Source organism: Kitasatospora sp. NPDC051170 (genome assembly GCF_044455705.1).
Classification (GTDB): Bacteria; Actinomycetota; Actinomycetes; order Streptomycetales; family Streptomycetaceae; genus Kitasatospora.
Window position 1 is genome coordinate 577,231 of the sequence record NZ_JBITFA010000003.1, and the last position, 18,477, is coordinate 595,707.

Annotated in this window: 16 protein-coding genes; 5 read left to right on the top strand and 11 right to left on the bottom strand. The window is 72.7% G+C overall.

Annotated elements, in window-relative coordinates; translation table 11 throughout:
* Window positions 1-46 precede the first annotated feature (46 nt).
* Both ACIBCA_RS09700 and ACIBCA_RS09705 read right to left on the bottom strand, forming a co-directional pair.
* On the bottom strand, window positions 47-1,282 hold the full coding sequence (locus tag ACIBCA_RS09700) for a helix-turn-helix domain-containing protein (RefSeq protein WP_396282300.1): 1,236 nt from the start codon (window positions 1,280-1,282) through the stop codon (window positions 47-49).
* Between the two features lie 122 nt (window positions 1,283-1,404).
* Entirely contained in the window at window positions 1,405-2,184 is a 780-nt protein-coding gene (locus tag ACIBCA_RS09705) for a DUF4232 domain-containing protein (RefSeq protein WP_396282301.1), read from the bottom strand.
* A 464-nt stretch (window positions 2,185-2,648) separates the two neighbouring features.
* Here ACIBCA_RS09705 and ACIBCA_RS09710 point away from each other — a divergent pair, with 464 nt between their 5' ends.
* On the top strand, window positions 2,649-3,749 hold the full coding sequence (locus ACIBCA_RS09710; protein WP_396282302.1) for a HoxN/HupN/NixA family nickel/cobalt transporter: 1,101 nt from the start codon (window positions 2,649-2,651) through the stop codon (window positions 3,747-3,749).
* A 106-nt stretch (window positions 3,750-3,855) separates the two neighbouring features.
* Entirely contained in the window at window positions 3,856-4,962 is a 1,107-nt protein-coding gene (locus ACIBCA_RS09715) for a branched-chain amino acid aminotransferase (protein ID WP_396282411.1), read from the top strand.
* Between the two features lie 72 nt (window positions 4,963-5,034).
* On the opposite strand, the gene ACIBCA_RS09720 is transcribed toward ACIBCA_RS09715, so the two are convergent.
* Window positions 5,035-6,243 carry an RCC1 domain-containing protein gene (locus ACIBCA_RS09720; RefSeq protein ID WP_396282303.1) on the bottom strand — a complete coding sequence of 403 codons (1,209 nt, stop codon included), beginning with the start codon at window positions 6,241-6,243 and terminating at the stop codon, window positions 5,035-5,037.
* 32 nt (window positions 6,244-6,275) lie between these two features.
* A complete protein-coding gene (locus ACIBCA_RS09725; RefSeq protein ID WP_396282304.1) occupies window positions 6,276-7,571 on the bottom strand; it encodes an RCC1 domain-containing protein in 1,296 nt (431 codons plus the stop codon).
* Window positions 7,572-7,834: 263 nt separating this feature from the next.
* Between ACIBCA_RS09725 and ACIBCA_RS09730 the strand changes: the two genes are divergently transcribed.
* Both ACIBCA_RS09730 and ACIBCA_RS09735 read left to right on the top strand, forming a co-directional pair.
* On the top strand, window positions 7,835-8,758 hold the full coding sequence (locus ACIBCA_RS09730; protein ID WP_396282305.1) for a hypothetical protein: 924 nt from the start codon (window positions 7,835-7,837) through the stop codon (window positions 8,756-8,758).
* Window positions 8,758-10,101, top strand: a complete 1,344-nt coding sequence (locus ACIBCA_RS09735; protein WP_396282306.1) for a hypothetical protein — start codon at window positions 8,758-8,760, stop codon at window positions 10,099-10,101. Before ACIBCA_RS09730 ends, ACIBCA_RS09735 begins: the two co-directional genes overlap by 1 nt.
* Window positions 10,102-10,157: 56 nt before the next feature.
* Here the strand turns inward: ACIBCA_RS09735 and ACIBCA_RS09740 are convergent, their stop codons facing one another.
* From ACIBCA_RS09740 to ACIBCA_RS09750, 3 genes are all read right to left on the bottom strand, one after another.
* Window positions 10,158-11,060: a hypothetical protein gene (locus ACIBCA_RS09740; protein WP_396282307.1), complete on the bottom strand. Its 903-nt coding sequence runs from the start codon at window positions 11,058-11,060 to the stop codon at window positions 10,158-10,160.
* On the bottom strand, window positions 11,057-12,016 hold the full coding sequence (locus tag ACIBCA_RS09745; protein WP_396282308.1) for a hypothetical protein: 960 nt from the start codon (window positions 12,014-12,016) through the stop codon (window positions 11,057-11,059). Before ACIBCA_RS09745 ends, ACIBCA_RS09740 begins: the two co-directional genes overlap by 4 nt.
* Window positions 12,017-12,203: 187 nt before the next feature.
* Complete coding sequence (locus ACIBCA_RS09750) at window positions 12,204-12,500, bottom strand: hypothetical protein (protein ID WP_396282309.1); 297 nt, start codon at window positions 12,498-12,500, stop codon at window positions 12,204-12,206.
* 69 nt (window positions 12,501-12,569) lie between these two features.
* Here ACIBCA_RS09750 and ACIBCA_RS09755 point away from each other — a divergent pair, with 69 nt between their 5' ends.
* A complete protein-coding gene (locus tag ACIBCA_RS09755) occupies window positions 12,570-13,487 on the top strand; it encodes a SecDF P1 head subdomain-containing protein (protein ID WP_396282310.1) in 918 nt (305 codons plus the stop codon).
* Between the two features lie 121 nt (window positions 13,488-13,608).
* Here ACIBCA_RS09755 and ACIBCA_RS09760 read toward each other — a convergent pair whose 3' ends face one another.
* The 4 genes from ACIBCA_RS09760 to ACIBCA_RS09775 all read right to left on the bottom strand — a co-directional run bounded on the left by ACIBCA_RS09760 (window position 13,609) and on the right by ACIBCA_RS09775 (window position 18,341).
* Window positions 13,609-15,384 (bottom strand): acyltransferase domain-containing protein, encoded by a 1,776-nt coding sequence (locus ACIBCA_RS09760; RefSeq protein ID WP_396282311.1) that lies wholly within the window; start codon window positions 15,382-15,384, stop codon window positions 13,609-13,611.
* 87 nt (window positions 15,385-15,471) lie between these two features.
* Window positions 15,472-15,726: an acyl carrier protein gene (locus tag ACIBCA_RS09765; protein ID WP_031065897.1), complete on the bottom strand. Its 255-nt coding sequence runs from the start codon at window positions 15,724-15,726 to the stop codon at window positions 15,472-15,474.
* 132 nt (window positions 15,727-15,858) lie between these two features.
* Window positions 15,859-17,076 carry a ketosynthase chain-length factor gene (locus tag ACIBCA_RS09770; RefSeq protein ID WP_396282312.1) on the bottom strand — a complete coding sequence of 406 codons (1,218 nt, stop codon included), beginning with the start codon at window positions 17,074-17,076 and terminating at the stop codon, window positions 15,859-15,861.
* Window positions 17,073-18,341, bottom strand: a complete 1,269-nt coding sequence (locus ACIBCA_RS09775) for a beta-ketoacyl-[acyl-carrier-protein] synthase family protein (RefSeq protein WP_396282313.1) — start codon at window positions 18,339-18,341, stop codon at window positions 17,073-17,075. Before ACIBCA_RS09775 ends, ACIBCA_RS09770 begins: the two co-directional genes overlap by 4 nt.
* Window positions 18,342-18,477: the final 136 nt, after the last annotated feature.

Below are 18,477 nucleotides of genomic sequence, written 5' to 3' on the forward strand. Positions count from 1 at the left end.
TACTGCGACAATTCTCGCCCATTTACCGCGGCAGCCGGTAGAGAATTCAGGACACGTCGTTCAGGGTCTTGGTCCAGGTCCGCTCGTTGAGGAAGTACGCCGGCACGCCCTTCATCCCGACCGTGCGGAACGGCTTGCCGTGGTCGTTCACCGTCATCCGGGCCTGGCGGCCGTTCTCCGCGGTGTACAGCAGCACGATGTTCCAGGAGACGTCCTGGCTCCTGGTGGTCGCGTTGACGTTGATCACCTGCGGATCGGTCTTCGACACCTGGAACGGGAAGTCGAGGGCGGTCTTCTTCCCCGTCTCGGGGACGGCCGTGACCCGGGGCGGGGAGGAGTCCAGGTCCACGGCGAAGGAGGACGGCTCCAGCCCGCCCCCGCAGCCCGAGCCCGGGGTGTACGCGTACCCCTTGAACGCCGGCTGGGTGCTGACCACCTCGATCAAGATCGCGTTGAGCACCACCACCTGGCTGCTGTCCCCCAGCGCGGTCAGCTGCAGGCGCACATGACCGGCCGGAACGGCCTCCTGGGCCGCCGCCCAGCTGTCGTTGGCGGCGAACATCGTCGGCGGCGGGGTCACCTTGCCGGGCGGGCGGGGCGAGAGGAACCACTGGTCGCAGGGGTTCTGCCAGTCGGTGGCCAGCACGCTGACGTGGAACGGGTCGGGCAGCACCTCGGGCGTCGGCACGGCCGACACCGCAGCGGCGGCGGCAGTCGGAGCCGTCGTCGCGCCGGCCGCGTCCGCCGACCGCTTCCCGTCGCTGTGCATCAGGTACGCCGGTACGCCGACGGCCAGCACCACCACGGCCGCCGCGCCCGCCAGCGCCCGCGAGCGCGACCACCGCGAGCGGCCCCCGGCCCCGGCGACCGGCTCGTTCACCGGCCCGGGCTCCCCGACCGCCGGAACGACCGCTGGAACGACCACCGGAACGACCGCCGGGGCAGCGGCCGGAACAGCAGCAGCCGGAGCCGCGACCGAGGGCTCGGCCACGGCAGCCTCCGCCACCTTCGCGCCACCCGATCCCCCCGGCTCCCGCCGCCTCGCCGCGTCCGCCAGGATCCACCGCCGGTGCAGCTCGACCAGCTCCGCCGGTTCCGCCCCGCACACCCGGGCGAAGCGCTCCACCGGCGCGTACTCCGCCGGTACGGCCGCGCCGTTGCAGTAGCGGTGCAGCGTCGACGTGCTGACGTGCAGCCTGGAGGCGAGCACCCCGTAGCTGCGCCCCGACCGTTCCTTCAGCTCGCGCAGCATCGCCGCGAACCCGTCGGCCTCCACGCCCACGTCCTGCCTCCCCGTACCGCTGCCGCCGGGCTCGGCTCCACGGCCGAACCCGCAGCTCACCGTATCGGCCGGAGCCCAGACACTGTCGTCCGGGCCCGACGCGAGGAGGTCCTGACCGCGGCTCACAGCTGGTGGTCCGCCGTGGCCGCCGAGGCCGCCGCGTCGGCGACGGTGGTGCGGTAGAGGCCGAGCTTGGGCTTGGACACCTTGGTGCCGGGCGTCAGGGGGGCGTTGATCCGGTAGGCGGTCGGGAGGCCGCTGCGCGCCAGGACGTTCAGCTCGTCGACCTTGCCGGCCGTGCCGGCGGAGGCACCGCCCGGGTTGAGGTCGACGACGGCGTAGGCGACCTTGCCCGCGCCGACCACGTACGCCGGCGGGCCGCCGAGGCCGCTGGGCACCATCGGCAGGATGTCCTGGTCGCGGTAGGCGGCGTGCGAGTCGCCGATGCTGATCTCCGGGTAGTAGTCGAGGCCGCACGCCTTGGGGCCCTTGTTGTGGACCTCGATGATCCGCTGGGAGGGGGCCTCGGTCCGGGCGCTCACCTTCACCGTCAGCTGCTCGTTGGTGCAGAGGTGGCTGTAGCCGTACGGGTCGTCCTCGCCGCCGGTGCCGCCGGTGCCCCCGGTGCCCCCGGTGCCCCCGGTGCCAGCACCCGGCTTGGCCGGTTGCGCCGGAGTCGGAGCCGACGCGGGTGCTTTGGTGGCGCCCGCCGACGCAGTGCCGCCCGGGGCCGCCGCGTCGCCCGGTGCCGAAGGGGCCGGCGCTCCCGGGGCGGCGGAGGCCGGGGCGGTCGCCTGCGGCGCGGCGCCGGCGTCGCCGCCGTCCGGGCCACAGGCCGTGAGGGCGAGGACGGCGCCCAGCGCGAGGGCCGCGGGCAGGACGAAGGTACGACGAGAGGACATGGAGAACCCCGGGTGCATCAGAGGGAGGAGGGAAGAAGAAGCCGCCGGGCGGTGGAGCGAAGCCGCCGGACCCCGACGACCTGAACTCTGGCCCGCCGCCCGCCGGGGCCGCCAGCCCTACCGGCCGATACGGGACGCTGGAACGCTTCCACCCCCTCTGACCTGCTCTTTCCCGTCGGCCTGGAACGCCCGGCCGGAACGCTCCCACCCCTCCTACGGCCTCCGGAAGCCCACACGTTCACCCCGCTCCGCCCACGCCTCACCCCACGTCTCACCCCACGCCTCACCCCACCGCCGCGCCGCGACCGCCCCGCATGCGCGCCCCTGTTGCAACCTCTTCGCAGGTGCGCAGGCTTGTCCGGAAGCGAGCCGAGACCCTACGGTGTTCCCCGCCTCTCTCACCGGAGGCAGAACCACCCGTACCGAGAAGTGAGCGAGAAGTGAGTGGGAGACGCCCGCCCGTCATGACCGTCATAGACGAGACCCCGTCACGCACGACGCCCCCGCGCTGGGAGCGCCGGGACACCGTCCGGACCGCGAGCCTGCTGGCCGTCATCCTCGGCATGCACGTGGTCGGCTTCGGCATGCTGTTCCTGCTGATCGCGCCGAACCACTACACCGTCGGCAACCAGGCGTTCGGGGTCGGCCTCGGCATCACCGCCTACACGCTCGGCATGCGCCACGCCTTCGACGCCGACCACATCACCGCGATCGACAACACCACCCGCAAGCTGATGGCGGACGGGCAGCGCCCGGTCTCCGTCGGGTTCTGGTTCGCCCTGGGCCACTCCAGCATCGTGATGGCGATGGCCGCCCTGGTGGCCGGCGGGGCGAAGGTCGCCGGGACCCTGGTGGACGAGGAGTCGACGACCCACCAGTGGCTGGGTGTCATCGGCACCAGCGTCTCCGGGACGTTCCTGTACCTGATCGCCGCGATCAACCTGGTCGCCCTGGTCGGGATCTACCGGGTCTACCGGGCCATGCGGGCCGGGAACTTCGACGAGAAGCAGCTGGAGAAGCACCTGGACGAGCGCGGTTTCATGAACCGCATCCTCGGCCGGCTCACCAAGTCCATCCGCCGCCCCGGCCAGATGTACCCGGTGGGCCTGCTGTTCGGCCTGGGCTTCGACACCGCCACCGAGGTGGCGCTGATGGTGATGGCGGGCTCGGGCGCGGCCTCGGGCCTGCCCTGGTACGCGATCATCTGCCTGCCGCTGCTGTTCGCCGCCGGGATGTGCCTCTTCGACACCCTCGACGGCACGTTCATGAACTTCGCGTACCACTGGGCGTTCTCCAACCCGGTCCGCAAGGTGTACTACAACCTGACCATCACCGGGCTCTCCATCGCCGTGGCCTTCGTCATCGGCACGATCGAGCTGGTCGGCGTGCTGCACGAGAAGCTGGACCTCACCGACCCGGTCACCGGCTGGATCTCCGACATCAGCCTCGACAACGTCGGCTACATCCTGGTCGGCATGTTCGTCGTCGTCTGGGCCTGCGCCCTCGCCTACTGGCGCTTCAGCAACGTCGAACAGCGCTGGGCATCCCGGGTCGACAAGACCTGAGCACGCCGGAACGATCTCTCATCGCGGATACGCCGCCCCGCCTCCACGGGGCGGCGTTAGCATGACCGGACCCGACCACGGCCCCCTCCGCGCCCAGGAGTTGACGATGAGCCCCGCCGATACCGGACGCCCCGCCTACCCCCTCACCCGGACGACCGACCCCGTCCCCGAAGAGGCGCGCCGCGACATCCTCACCGACCCCGGCTTCGGCAAGCACTTCACCGACCACATGGCCACCGCCGTCTGGACCCCCGACGGCGGCTGGCACGAGCGGCGCGTCGAACCACTGGCGCCGTACTCCCTGCACCCCAGCGCGGCGGTGCTGCACTACGGCCAGGAGATCTTCGAGGGCCTCAAGGCGTACCGGCACGCGGACGGGAGCGTCTGGCTCTTCCGCCCCGGCTTCAACGCCCGCCGCTTCGCCCGCTCCGCCGAGCGCCTCGCCCTGCCGCAGCTGCCGGAGGAGGACTTCCTCACCAGCGTCGAGGAGCTCGTCCGCGCCGACCAGGCGTGGGTGCCCGAGGCTCAGGGCGAGGGCAGCCTCTACGTGCGCCCGTTCATGTTCGCCTCCGAGGCATTCCTGGGCGTGCGGCCCGCCGAGCACGTCACCTACTCGGTCATCGCGGGCCCGGCCGGCCCGTACTTCTCCGGCGGCGTCACCGGCATCACCCTCTGGGTCAGCAGCGAGTACACCCGCGCGGGCCGCGGCGGCACCGGCGCCGCCAAGTGCGGCGGCAACTACGCGGGCAGCCTCGCCGCCCAGATGGAGGCCCGCCGCAACGGCTGCGACCAGGTGCTCTACCTGGACGACACCGGCGGCGACGGCAACCTGGAGGAGTCCGGGACGATGAACCTGTTCCTCGTCACCTCCGCCGGCGAACTCGTCACCCCCGGCCTGGGCACCATCCTCGACGGCCTCACCCGCGACACCGTCCTCGCCCTCGCCGACGACTTCGACCTCACCCCGGTCGAGCGCCCCTTCAGCCTCACCGACCTGCGCAACGGCGCGGCCGACGGCACCGTCACCGAGGTCTTCGCCGCCGGCACCGCCGCGGTCATCACCCCCATCACCGCCTTCAAGTCCCCCACCGCCGACTTCACCGTCGGCAACGCCACCCCCGGCAAGCACACCCTCGCCATCCGCGAGCACATCCTCGACATCCAGTACGGCCGCACCCCGGACACCCACGGCTGGCTCCACCGCGTCGTCTGACCCGCGGGCACGAACGTGGGGCCCGGAAGGTGCCGTTGCACCTTCCGGGCCCCATTTCTGCGCCGGGGAGCGTCAGTTGGCGAGGGTGAAGTCGCCGCCCACGGGGGCGGCGAGTTTGTCGACGCCGGTGAGGGCGGTGAGGGAGGTGACGGGGGTGGGGCTGTCGGTGGTGGTGCCGTTGGCGAGTTGGCCGGAGCCGTTGGCGCCCCAGGACTGGACGGTGTTGTTGCCGAGGAGGGCGACGGTGTGTTCGCGGCCGCCGGTGACGAGCTGGACGCCGGTGACGCCGGGGACGGGGACGGGGGTGATGCGGTAGTCGGTGGTGCCGTCGCCGACCTGGCCGGAGGTGTTCTGGCCCCACGCCTTGAGCTTGTTGTCGCTGTCGGTGACGGCGAGGCTGTGGTTGCAGCCGGCGGCGAGCTGGGAGACGCCGCCGAGCCAGATGCCCTGGGTGTCGACGGGGGTGTAGCGGTTGATGGTGCTGTTGTCGCCGAGCTGGCCGGTGGCGTTGTAGCCCCAGGCCTTGACCGCGTTGCCGCTGGTGGGCTTGGAGGGGCCGCTGGGCGGGCCGATCAGGGCGAGGTTGTGGTTGCAGCCGGCGGCGATGCGGGTGACGCCGCTCAGGTTGGCGACCGGGGAGGGGACGTTGCGGCTGGCCGAAGTGCCGTCGCCGAGCTGGCCGTTGATGTTGTAGCCCCAGGCCCAGACGGTGCCGTCCTCGCGCAGGGCGATGCTGTGGTTGAGGCCGCCGGCGATGGCGATGACCTTGTTGAGGCCCTCGACGCGCACGGGCACGCTGCTGTCCATGTTGGTGCCGTTGCCGAGCTGGCCGTAGTTGTTCCTGCCCCAGGCGACGACGGTCTGGTCGGCGAGCAGGGCGAGGCTGTGGGCGCCGCCGCCGGCGATGTCGGTGGCGTTGGAGAGGTTGACGACCTGGCCGGGGGCGTTGTGGCTGAACACCGAGCCGTCGCCGAGCTGGCCGTTGGTGTTGGCGCCCCAGGACTGGACCGTACGGTCGGTGAGCAGGGCGAGTCCGTGGCCGCTGGTGGGGCTGCTGCCGCCGGCGGCGATCTTGACGACCTCGGCGCTGGTGAGGCCGAGGACGGTGGTGGCGGTGGTGCGGAAGTCCGTCCAGGTGCCGTCGCCGAGCTGGCCGGAGCGGTTGTTGCCCCAGGACTTGAGGCGCTTCTCCTGGGCGTGGGCGGTGCCGGCGGGCACGGCGGCGAGGCCGAGGGCGGTGAGTGCGGCGACGGCGGTGGCGAGCAGCGGGCGGATTCTCATGTGGTGCCTTCCTGCTGGATCGGAGAGGGAGGTCAACGCGCCAGGCTGAAGCTGCCGTTGGAGGGGGCGGCGACGATGGCGACGCTGCCGGACTTGGCCAGCACCTGGACGGCGGTGAGGCGCTGGGTGGTGGTGCCGTCGCCCAGCTGCCCCTTGTCGTTGAGGCCCCACGCCTGGACGGTGCCGTCGGAGAGCACGGCCAGGGTGTGGGCGGAGCCGGCGGCGATGCCGATCACGTTGCTGACGCCGGTGACGGGCACGCTGGTGTTGCGCTGGGTGATGGTGCCGTCGCCGACCTGGCCCTTGTCGTTGAGGCCCCATCCGCGCAGGGTCTTGTCGGTGAGCAGCGCGAGGCTGTGGGAGGCGCCGGCGGTGAGCCCGGTGACGTTCTTGAGCTCCACGACGGGGACGGGGTAGGGCTTGTCCACGGTGGTGTCGTCGCCCAGTTGACCCTTGTCGTTGAGGCCCCAGGCCATCACGGTGCCGTCGGCGAGCAGCGCGAGGGCGTGGGAGGCGCCGGCGGTGATGCCCTTGACGGTGGTCAGCTCGGGGACGGGCGCGGCGGTGGTGCGGGTGGCCGGGGTGGGCTTGGGGACGGGGGCGCTGGCGAGGGCGGGCTTGGCGGTGATGCCGAGCTGGCCCTTGTCGTTGTTGCCCCAGGTCTTGACGGTGCCGTCCTTGAGCAGGGCCATGCTGAAGGTGTCGCCGGCGGCGATGGCCTTGACGTCGTCCAGCCCGGCGACGACGACCGGCAGGTTGGCGTTGACGATGGTGCCGTCACCGAGCTGGCCCTTGTCGTTGAGGCCCCACGCCTTGACGGTGCCGTCCTTGAGCAGGGCGAGGGCGTGGGAGCCGCCGGCGGCGATCGCCTCGACGCCGCCGAGCCCGGCGACCAGGCCGGGGACGGCCCATTCGTCGGTGGTGGCGGTTGCGCCGTTGCCGAGCTGGCCCTTGTCGTTCTTGCCCCAGGCTTCGACGGTGCCGTTGGCGAGCAGGGCGAGGCCGAAGCCGGAGCCGGTGGAGCCGCCGGTGCCTCCGGCGGCGACGGCGTTGAGCTCGGCGCCGGAGAGGCCGACGACGGAGGTGGGGGTGAGGCGCTGGGTCTTGGTGCCGTCACCGAGCTGGCCGCTGGTGTTCAGGCCCCAGGAGCGCAGCCGCAGGTCGTAGGCGGAGGCGGCGGAGGTGGGCAGGGCGGCGCTGCCGATCAGGGCGAGGCCGACGGCGGCGGCGGGGAGGGCGGTCACGGGCAGACGGCGGAACGTGCGGTGCAGCAGCGGGAGCATCTGGTCCTCACGGTCGTAGAGGTGACGTGACGTGGCGTGCCTCATGGGCCCGGCCGGACGGCGCGCGGGCGCCGCCCGGCCACGGGCTGGAGTGATGAGCGGATCATCGGCATGTCTGCCCGATCGGGAGAACATTCGTGCGGATGCGGAGGACTTTCCACACCTATGGACCAGCCCGATCGTTCGCCTTCGCCCTATCGGCCCGTCCTCGGTTGCGGCGCGTAGCGGGCCCCCGAAGCATGACCCGGGGGCCCGATGATCGACAGGAAGCCTCCGCCCCCAATGACCAGAGCTCTATGCCGATTTGAGTGGGAGACACCGTGCTGCGGACGCATCGAGCCAGATTCCTGGCCGTCACCCTCGGTGGCGCCATCGCCCTGGCGACCCCGGTACCGGCGGGGGCGGAGGACACCGAGCCGGCCGTGGTGGTGAACGGCACCTTCTCCTCCCCCGCCGTGCCCGACGGCCAGAACTTCGCCAAGGGCATCGACAACTGGGACAGCCCCGGCGGCCTGGCCTCGGCCGCCCGCGCCGAGCACCGCAACGGCTACCAGGCCGCCACCCTCGGCTGGAACAGCAACGGCATTGCCATCAGCACCAAGCTGCCCGGCATCCGCAAGGGCGCCACCGTCACCCTCACCTGGGACGACAACCCGGACAAGTGCGTGGGCACCGGCAACGCCAAACGGGCGTACACCGTGACCGTGGCCGGTGACACCAACACGCCCGGCTCGTTCACCAGCAACGACCCCAACGGCAAGGCCAACTGGTTCTACGGCCGCACCTACTCCTTCACCGCCGCCGAGGACGCCCCGAAGGTCACCTTCGCCTCCACCGACACCGACAAGCCCGCCTGCGGCGCGCTGATCACCAACGTCGCCGCGAAGCAGACGGCGCCGCCGCTCGGCTCGCCCGCGAGCACCGGCTCCAGCGACCCGTGCAAGGACAAGCCGGACGACCCCGGGTGCAAGACCGCCGCCGACAACAAGGACAAGATCGACAAGTGCCCGCCCTCCAACCGCGACTGCCTCTCCGAGGTGGCCGGCAAGGGCGAGAAGGAGCACGCCGGGATCGACAAGGAGACCCAGGCCGTGGACAACTTCAACAAGGTGCCCCGCGACCAGGAGCCGAACGCGGCGGCGAACGACCTGTGCGCCCTGCCGAACGCCCTGACCGGCTCGGTGAAGCCCGGCGACGCCGTCGTCCCGCCGAGCGACTGGTGGTTCTGCTGATGACGCGCCGGTCCCTGGTCCTCGGCTGCGCGCTCAGCGCGGCCCTCGCACTCGCCGCCCCGCCCGCGCGGGCCGCCGACACGGTGGACGTCCCGGTGCTCAACGGCACCTTCGCGCAGCCCGTCGCCCCCGACAACGGCACGGCCGCCGGGCACACCGACTGGTCACCGGAGAACAACGGCGTGGTCTTCGGCAAGGCCCTCGCCCAGCACCCGAGCGGCTACCAGGCCGCCTCGCTCAACTGGAACGGCGCGGCCCTCGTGCTGCGCACCCGCCTCTGGGGGGTGCGGAACGGCTCCCACGTCACCCTCACCTGGGACGACAGCCCGGGCGTGGACCGCCGCTGCACGGCCGAACAGCTCAAGGACGGCCAGACGTACAACGTCGCGCTGATCGCCCCCGGCAACCCGCCCGACCCGCAGGTCACCACCAAGGGCAGCGACACCGTCGGCACCGCCAACTGGACCACCGGGCGCAGCTTCGAGTTCACCGCCCCGGAGGACAACCCGATGGTCTCCTTCGAGTCCGCCGAGAAGCGCGACTCGCTCTCCTGCGGCCCACTGATCACCAACGTGGGCGCCAAGCAGACCCCGGCGCCGGTCGACCAGCGCATCCGCAAGGAGCAGCTGCCGGGGCCGAAGGCGTACAAGGGCAACGAGCCGCTGGAGCCGGGCGTCGCGGTGGACGACTGCGAGGGCAATGCCGGCAACTGCGTGTTCACGGTGGACAAGCAGTACTCGTACCCTTACTACGGCCAGACCCGGATCGTCGGCGAGGTGTACATCAACTGCACCCGCAACGCCGTGGTCGACGACCGGAAGCTGGAGGTCACCGAGCCGCCGTACGACAACCTCACCCAGTACTACGCGCTCAAGGGCGCCCCGCTGGTGCCCAGCCGCTCGGACATCTCGGTCAGCCGCCCCAACCTGGCCGCGCAGGCGGCGGCCGGGTACAGCGCGGCGGGCGGCAACAGCGCGGCGGTGGCCACCAGTCAGCCGCTGACCTGGAGCCGGACCACCGCCAAGGGGCTCAACCCGACCATCCAGCCCGGGGAGATGAGCTGGATCGAGGTGCAGCCGGCGCGCGAACGGGTGGTGGGCAGCTTCACCAACTCCCGGAACAAGTACCGGCTGGACGCGACCTTCGACGTGCCGTCCACCGCGATGCCGGACCGCTACTACCAGCGCAGCGGGCCGCTCACCGAGACGGAGCTGAAGCGCTGCGGCTCCGCCCGTCCGACCGCCGACACGCCGGACAACGGCGCGGGGACGGACAAGCGGCTGCTCACCGCCGAGGCTCCGCCGGCGGGGGTTCAGGCGCGCACCGAGCTCCTCAACCCGTAACGAACGGGATCGGCCGCCCACCCCGGAACGAAGGGGTGGGCGGCCGATCCGCGTCGTCAGCCGAGAGCCTCCCAGGCACCGCCGACCAGCCGGTAGCGGGCGCTGGGGACGGCGCCGGACGCGCGCGGCGGCACCTCGACCAGCCCGTCGGGCAGCGCGCGCCCCGGCGGGCGGATCGAGAGGCAGTGGTCCTTGGCGCTGAAGGTCTGCGCCACGACGGTGCTGACGTTCACGCTGGACGGGCTGTCCACGACGATGTTCTTGATCAGCTTGCCGATGGAGTCCACCCGCAGCTCACCCACCGTGCGGTTCATCGCGTTGAGGACGCCGAACTGCAGCTCGTCGCCCGACCGTACGGTGAACTTCACCTGGGTGGTCTCGCTGATGCTGCGCTTCCACTCGTGCGAGTAGGTGGCCTGGAAGGCGAGCTCGAAGGAGGCCTTCGCGCTGAGCTTGAGCTGCCCGGCGCCGCTCGCCGTGCCGCCGATGGTGAAGGTCCCGCCGTTGGTGATGTCCTGGTTGGGGCCCTTGTCGGTCGGGGCGGTGTGGTCGATGTGGGTGACCTCGGTCTTGTTGCTGACGGTGGCGCTCGCCGAGGCGTCGGTGGTGTTGTCGATCACGCCCTCCAGCGCGGCCTTGCCGGAGATCTGGCCCGCGATGTTGTCCGTGGTGCTCGACTCCAGGACGACGTTGCGTTCGATGTCGATCGCCTTGCCGGTGCAGTTGACCACCGCGTTGCCGACCGAGAGTACGGCCGCCGCGTACTCGCGCGACACCTCCGGCAGGATGCGGTACGAACAGCCGTACTCCTCACCGCACTTGGAGGCGATCGCGGCGGCCTCGTCCGAGGCCGGGGACAGGGCCGGGGCCGGCGCCGGGGCCGGCGCCGGGTCCGCGACCGCCGGCGCCGCACTCAGGGTCACGGCGATCAGCGCCGCCGGCAGGGACATCCGCTTCATCGCTTCCTCCAACTGCCGCTCTCGGTACGGACGTAGACCGCGTCCGGCGCCCGGCGCGCGCTCTCCGCCCGCTCCGGCGCCACCGCCGTCAGCCCGCCGCCGAGGGAGCGCCCCGGGGGGCGCAGGGACAGGCACTTGTCCGGGACGGAGTACGTCTGCGCCACCACCGAGCTGACGTTGACGCTCGACGGGCTGTCCACCGTCACGTTCTTGATCAGCTTCCCGGTGTCGTTGACCTTGAGCACGCCCGAGGTGCGCGACATCGCGTTCACCACCCCGAACTGCAGCTCGTCCCCCGGGCTGACGGTGAACTGCACCTTGGTCGACTCGGTGGTCACCGCCTGCCACTGCCGGGAGAAGGACGCCTGGAAGGCCAGCTCGAAGGTCGCCTTCGCCCCCAGGTGCAGGGCGTTGGAGCCCGCGACCGTGCCCGTGCCCTCGATCGTGTTCTTGCCCTGGTCCTCGGTGTACGGGCCCTTGTCCTTGTTGGGTCCGAAGTTGGTGATGCCGTTGACCATCCCGGCCGTGGCCGTGCCCGAGCCGGCGACGGTCACCGTGGTGTCCACCCCGCCCTCGATGGCGGCCTTGCCGGAGATCTGGCCGGCGATGTTGTCCGTGCTGCTGGTCACGAAGGTGACGGTGCGGTCGATCACCATGTCCGAGTCGGTGCAGTTGATCGCCGCGTTGCCGACGGACAACACCGCGCTGACGTACTCGCGCGGCGCGCCGTACATCCGGAAGTCGCACGCCTTCACCCGTTCGCAGAGCGAGGTGACCTCCTTCACCGACGCGAGCTTCTTCTCCCCGTCCAGCACCTCGGCCACCGGGTAGGGCGGCAGCTTGCCGGCCTCCGGGGCGGCGGCCGACGGGACCGACGGAACCATCACCGCCAGCGCGACCCCGGGGCCCAGGACGGCCGCCAGGGCGGCTCGCCGGGGGCGTGCGGATCTCACCACGAGCGCTCTCCTCACTCATCGGACAGTGCCACCGGGTCCATCCCACCGACGCGCAGGAGTGTTCGATTCCCCGGCCTCCCCATCCTCGGCGAGGGCCGCATCGTGGGCGAACGGCCGGACCGTGATCCTGCGCCATTCGATGCGGCGTCAGCCGACCGGACCACCGGGCTTGCGCGCCACTCGCTCGCTACTCGCTCGCCGCGACGGAGGCCGCCACCAGCAGGGCGATCACGATCAGGACCACGCCGATGACGACGGCCGTCCAGCCGCCGCTGGTCAGGCTGTCCAGCTGTTCGGCGTAGGTGGAGTTCTGGGGCGCCGGCATGCCGTCGCCCGGGGGACCGGGGTCCCGGGCGTAGCAGATCTGGCCGGGCTCCATGGGCTTGCCGAAGCAGGTGGGGACGGCGGTGTGCAGCTTCTCGTAGCCCATCAGGACCAGGCCGACACCGGCGAGGAGGAGGACGATCACGATGAACACGGCCACGGCCTTTCCGTAGGTCACATGTCGGTTACTCGGACGAGTGGCACGCACGCCGGGAGGAAGACTGGGGGTATGCGACTCAGGTACGGGTTTCTCCTGTCCGGTGCGGCGGTGGCGGTGCTGCTCACGGCGTGCACGAGCGAGGGCGGTACGGCGGCTTCGACGCCCACCGGCGTCCCGCCGGTTCCGGACGGCCCGCGCACGTCCGCCGCCTACACGCCGAAGCGGGCCGCCACGGAGGCCGAACTCACCGAGACAGCCGAGCAGTTGAGAAAGCGGGCCACCGTTCTCGGTCTGACCGCGCCGATGATCGGGGTGAGCGGGGGGAGGATCACGGTGAGCGCGGTGAACAGCACCCCCGACGAGCTCGCCGCCCTGACCGCGCAGAGCGAACTCAACTTCCGGCCCGTCCTCGCCATCGCCCCGTCCACCCCGTCCACCCCATCGACCCCATCGACCCCGTCCACCGGTGGCACCACGGCGACGACCGAGGGCGCGGTCCCGGCCGGCCTGGCGGAGGCGTTCCGCGCGCTGGACTGCACCGCGATGGAGCAGCGCACCGACCGCCAGACGGCGCCCACCGCGGAGGCCGTCGCCTGTTCCCGCACCATGGTCACCACCGGGAACTACTGGGAGAAGCTGGCGCTCGGCCCGGTGGCCGTCGACGGGAAGAACGTGAAGAAGGCGGAGTCCTCCGTCGACCCGCTGACCGGCAAGTGGCAGATCCTGCTGACCTTCGACGACGCCGGGGCGCAGGCGTTCGCGAACGTCACCGCGCGGCTCGCGACGAACCCGGTGCCCAACAACCAGTTCGCGATCCTGGTGGACGGCCTGGTCGTCTCCCACCCGGCGGTGCTCAGCGCCATCATCGGCGGCAGCGCGGTCATCAGCGGGTCCTTCACCCAGGACGAGGCCCGCCGGCTCGCCGCCCAGCTCGCCGACCACCTCACCGTCGGCCTCACCCCCGCGGGCACGACGACGAGCGGCTGATCCCCGCGGATCCGCGGGCCGAAGGAGGAACCGGGCCCGTCCCCGGGGGCGGGACGGGCCCGGAGAGGTCCGGGTCCGTCCCGTGGGGGCGACGGGGCGGGCCCGGAGGCTTTCGGGCGACTCAGGCAGTGACCGGGGCCGCCGGAACCGGCTGCGGGGCCGGGGCCGCCTCCGGGTGCCAGGTCCACAGGTGGGCCAGCGCGTCCAGGTCGAGGTCGTGGCCCTCGGACCAGATGGCCGCCGCGGCGGTGAGCACCGAGCGCCGGTCGTCCTCGCCGCCGCCACCGCGCGCCGGCAGCAGCGGCACCGCCGCGCTGGCGCCGAGGCGCACGGCCCGGTGGCGGCGGGCGAAGGCGGTGAGGGTCTGGCGCGGGCCCGCCTCCACCAGCAGGACGTCCTCGGTGGCGAGGAGCTGGTCCAGCGCGGGGGCGAAGTTGACGGTGTCGGTGATCTGCCGGGCCCAGTAGCGGGGGCTGAGGGCCTCGGTGGGCGTCATCAGGTCCCCGGTGTACCCGGAGTAGAACGGCAGCGCCGGTTCGGCGAACTGCACGCCCCGGTAGGCGAGTTCGACGAGGTCGGAGGCCGGGGCCATCGCCGGGGAGTGGAACGGGCTGGTGGCCGGGACGGCGACGGCGATGTGACCGTCGGCCCGCAGCCGCTCGGCGACCTCGGCCAGCACCTCGGTGGACCCGGCCAGCATGGTCTGCTGCGCCGCGTTGACGGCGGCGATGGCCACGTCGCCCGTCAGGTACGGCCGCAGGACGCGCTCGGCGGCGCCGACGGCGAGCATCCCGCCGGGCGGGATCTTCACGGCCTGGACGACGCGTTCGCGCATCATCCCGACGGCGTCGGAGAGCGAGACCACCCCGGCGAGCGTGGCGGCGACCAGTTCCCCGGCGCTGTGCCCGAGCACGGCCGCGGGCCGGACCCCCCAGCCGAGGACCATCCGCCCGAGGGCGTGGTCGACGGCGAACAGCAGCGGCTGGGCGCGGCGCACGTCGTCGACCTCGATGGTGGGCGCCCGCCCGTCGAGCACGCCGAGCCAGTCGGCGCGGATCGCGGGGCCGACCTCCTCCAGCAGCTCGAAGACGGCGTCGATCGCGGCGGTGAACACCGGCTCCCGCCCGTACAGTCCGGCGGCCATCGCGGTGTGCTGGGAGCCCTGCCCGGGGAACAGCAGCGCGACGGGCCGGGGGTGGCGGGTGGTGACGGTACGGGCCTTGGCGATGGCGGCGGGGGCCTCGTGCGCGGTGGTGACGGCGGTGGCGCGGACGGGGCCGAGCGCCCGGCCGTGCGGCGGGGCGGTGGGCAGGGCGGCGAAGCCCTCCGGGTCGAGGCGCTCGACGAGGGTGAGGAGTTCGCCGCGCACCCGGGTCTCGTCGCCGGTGTCGAGGCCGGACCAGATGACCAGCCGGGGCGTGCCGGGGTCGGGCCGGTGGCCGCCGTGGCGCAGCGGGCGCAGGACGGGCGCTTCGACGGTGAAGCGGTCGCCGGGGGCGAACTCGAGGAGCCCGACGACGGTGTCCCCGTCGGCGAGGGCCTCGGCGGCGCGGCGCAGCACCTGGGCGGTGAGGGTGCCGGTGGCCGGGTCGTCGAGGGTGGCGAGCAGGGCGCGGTCGGTGCGCTTGGCCTGGAGGTCCTCGTGGGCGAGGCGGGTGGCCTCGCCGGGGGTGGCGGCGGTGCGCACGGGCAGGTCGAGGAAGTGGTCGGGCACCTGGTGGGACGGGGCGGGGAAGCCGCCGATGTAGAGGACGGTCCGGGCGGGCCGGCGGACGGGTAGTCCGCCGAGGGCGTCCAGGAGGGGTCCGGCCACGTCGGCGGACGTGCGGGTGAGGGGGGCGCCGCCGGCCTCGACGGTCAGCCGGCGGGTCACGGCGGTACGTGCGGTGAGCGACATCCGTGCTCTCCTTGCGAGGCTGGGGGCAGGAGCCAGGGCGAACGCGGGCCGCCCCGCCGTTCGGGCGGGGCGGCGGCCGGCGGCGGCTCAGGCGGCGCCGTTGATCAGCTGGAGCAGCGCGCGCGGGGTCTCGGCGTCGACGACGGCGTCGTCCGGGATGATCACGCCGTACTCGCGCTGGACCTGCCCGATGACCTGGAGGAGCGCCAGCGAGTCGTAGCCGAGCTCGATGAACGGGGTGTCGATGACGTCGCCGTCGAGGTCGATGCCCTCCTCCTCACCGGCGCACTCGCGCAGCATCCGGGTCAGGTCGGTGAGGGTGAGTTCGGTCGTGATGGGCATGACGGGTCCTCTCTGCGTACGGGTGGTGGGGTTCCTCGAAACAACGGGAGCTGGGCCTGAACTGACGGATCGTCAGCGATTGCCGGGGATCGCCGGGGATCGCCGGGGATCGCCGGGGATCGCCGGGGATCGTCAGGACGCCTTGCGGACCACGAGCGCGGCGTTGAAGCCGCCGTAGCCGCGGGTGAGCACCAGCGCGGTGCGCAGCCGCGCCTCGCGGGCCTCGGTGACCAGGTCGAGCCGGTACTCGGGGGCGGCGGCGCCCACGTTGACGGTGGGCGGGACGACGTCGTCGCGCAGGGAGAGCAGCGCGGTGGCGACGTCCAGGGCGGAGCCGCCGGCGAGCAGGCGCCCGGTCATGGTCTTGGGCGCGGTGACGGGCACGGCCCGGTCGCCGAAGATCCCGGTGATGGCCTCGGCCTCGGCGCGGTCGAGCTCGGGGACGCCGGCGGCGTCGGCGAAGACCACGTCCACGTCGGCCGGGGTGAGGCCCGCGTCGGCGAGGGCCGTCTCGGCGGCGCGGCGCAGCCCGGGCGGGCGGCCGGAGCCGGGGGCGGGGTCGAGGGTGGCGGCGTAGCCGGCGACCTCGCCGTAGACCTGGCGGGCGCCGCGCTCGCGGGCGGAGTCGGCGTCCTCGACGACGAGGATGGCGCCGCCCTCGCCGGCGACGTGGCCGGCGGCGTCCGCGCTGAAGGGCAGGAAGGCGCGGGCCGGGTCGTTGACGGTGCTCAGGCGCCCGGAGGCGATCTGCGGCAGCCAGCCCCAGGGGCAGACGGCCGCGTCGACGCCGCCGGAGACGACCAGCGGGATGCCCTTGCGCACGTGCCGGCGGGCGTGGCCGAGGGAGTCGATGCCTCCGGCCTGCTCGCTGAGCAGGACGCCGCTGGGGCCGCGCATCTTGTGGCGGATGGAGATCTGGCCGGTGTTGACGGCGTAGAACCAGGCGAAGGACTGGTACGCGCTGACGTACTCCTTGCCCTTGCTCCAGAGCTGCTGGAGCTCGCGCTGGCCGAACTCGACGGCGCCGCCGGAGGCCGCGGTGACCACGCCCATGCCGAACTCGGGGAGCTGGCCGGCCTCGAGGCCGGCGTCGTTGACGGCCCATTCGGTGGCGGCGAGCGCGAGGCGGGTCATGTGGTCGGTCTGGGGCATCAGCCGGCTGGGGACGTGGTCCTCGGCGACGAAGCCGGGCACCTCCCCGGCGAGGCGGGAGGGGTACTGGTCGGCGTCGAAGCGGGTGATGGGGCGGATGCCGCTCTCACCGGCGAGGGTGGCCTTCCAGTAGTCCTCGGTGCCCAGGCCGGTGGGCGCGGCGATGCCCAGGCCGGTGACGACGGTGGTGGCGCTCATGCTGCGTCCTTCCTCTCCGGCCGGGCCAGCACCATGGCGCTCTGGAACCCGCCGAAGCCGCTGCCGACGCTGAGCACGGTGTCGGTCCTCTGCTCCCGGGCGACCAGCGGGATGTAGTCGAGGTCGAGTTCCGGGTCGGGCTCGTGCAGGTTGGCGGTGGGCGGCAGGATGCCGTGTTCCATGGCCAGGGCGCAGGCGGCGATCTCCAGGGAGCCGATGGCGCCGAGGGAGTGGCCGATCATCGACTTGATGGAGCTGATCGGGGTGGCGTAGGCGTGCTCGCCGAGGCTGCGCTTGAAGGCGCCGGTCTCGTGGCGGTCGTTCATCTTGGTGCCGGAGCCGTGGGCGTTGATGTAGTCGAGGGCGTCCGGTGCGAGGCGGGCCTCGTCCATGGCCGCGTCGATGGCCTGCGACATCTCCCGGCCGTCCTCCTTGAGGCCGGTCATGTGGAAGGCGTTGCAGCGGGAGGCGAAACCGGCGATCTCGGCGTAGATGTGGGCGCCGCGCCGGCGGGCGCTCTCCAGTTCCTCGAGGATGAGGATGGCCGCGCCCTCGCCGAGGACCAGGCCGCTGCGGGTGCGGTCGAAGGGCCGGCAGGCGCTCTCGGGGGTGTCGTTGCGCGGGGTGGTGGCGTGGATGGCGTCGAAGCAGGCCGAGGTGATCGGGGAGATCGGGGCCTCGGTGGCGCCGGCGACCATGACGTCCGTGGTGCCCTCGCGGATGAGCTCGACGGCGTGGCCGAGCGAGTCCAGGCCGGAGGTGCAGCCGGTGGAGACGACCACGGCCGGGCCTTCGGCGCCGGCGGCGAAGCCGACCTCGGCGGCCATCGAGCTGGGCACGAAGTGCCGGTACAGCTCGGGGACGGCGTACTCGTGGTCGACGTTCCACTTCCTGCCGCCGTCGCTGACGACGACGTACTCGCGCTCCAGGCTGGTGGTGCAGCCGACCGCGCTGCCCAGCGAGGTGCCGACCCGGGAGGGGTCGAGGGCGGCGAGGTCGAGGCCGCTGTCGGCGATGGCCTCGCGGGTGGAGACGACCGCGAACTGCGCGGCCCGGTCGAGCCGGCGGATCTCCTGCGGGCTCAGGCCCGCCGCCCGGGGGTCGAAGTCGCACTCGGCGGCGACCCGGGAGCGGAACGGGGAGGCGTCGTAGAAGGAGATGGTGCGGGTGGCCGTGCGGCCCGCGGTGAGCAGCTCCCAGTAGTTCTTCACGCCGACGCCGCCGGGGGCGACGACCCCGAGGCCCGTGATCACGACTCTGCGCATCTGCTTCACCTCGCCTTCTGGGTGGCCGGCCGCAGCTGCGGGCTGCTGCCGGTCAAAACGGTGCGGACCACTGTGGTTCCCTTCGGTCGGGCCGCTGGCTGTGTCGGTGCTTGCGCTGTTCCGGTGGCCCGGGGCG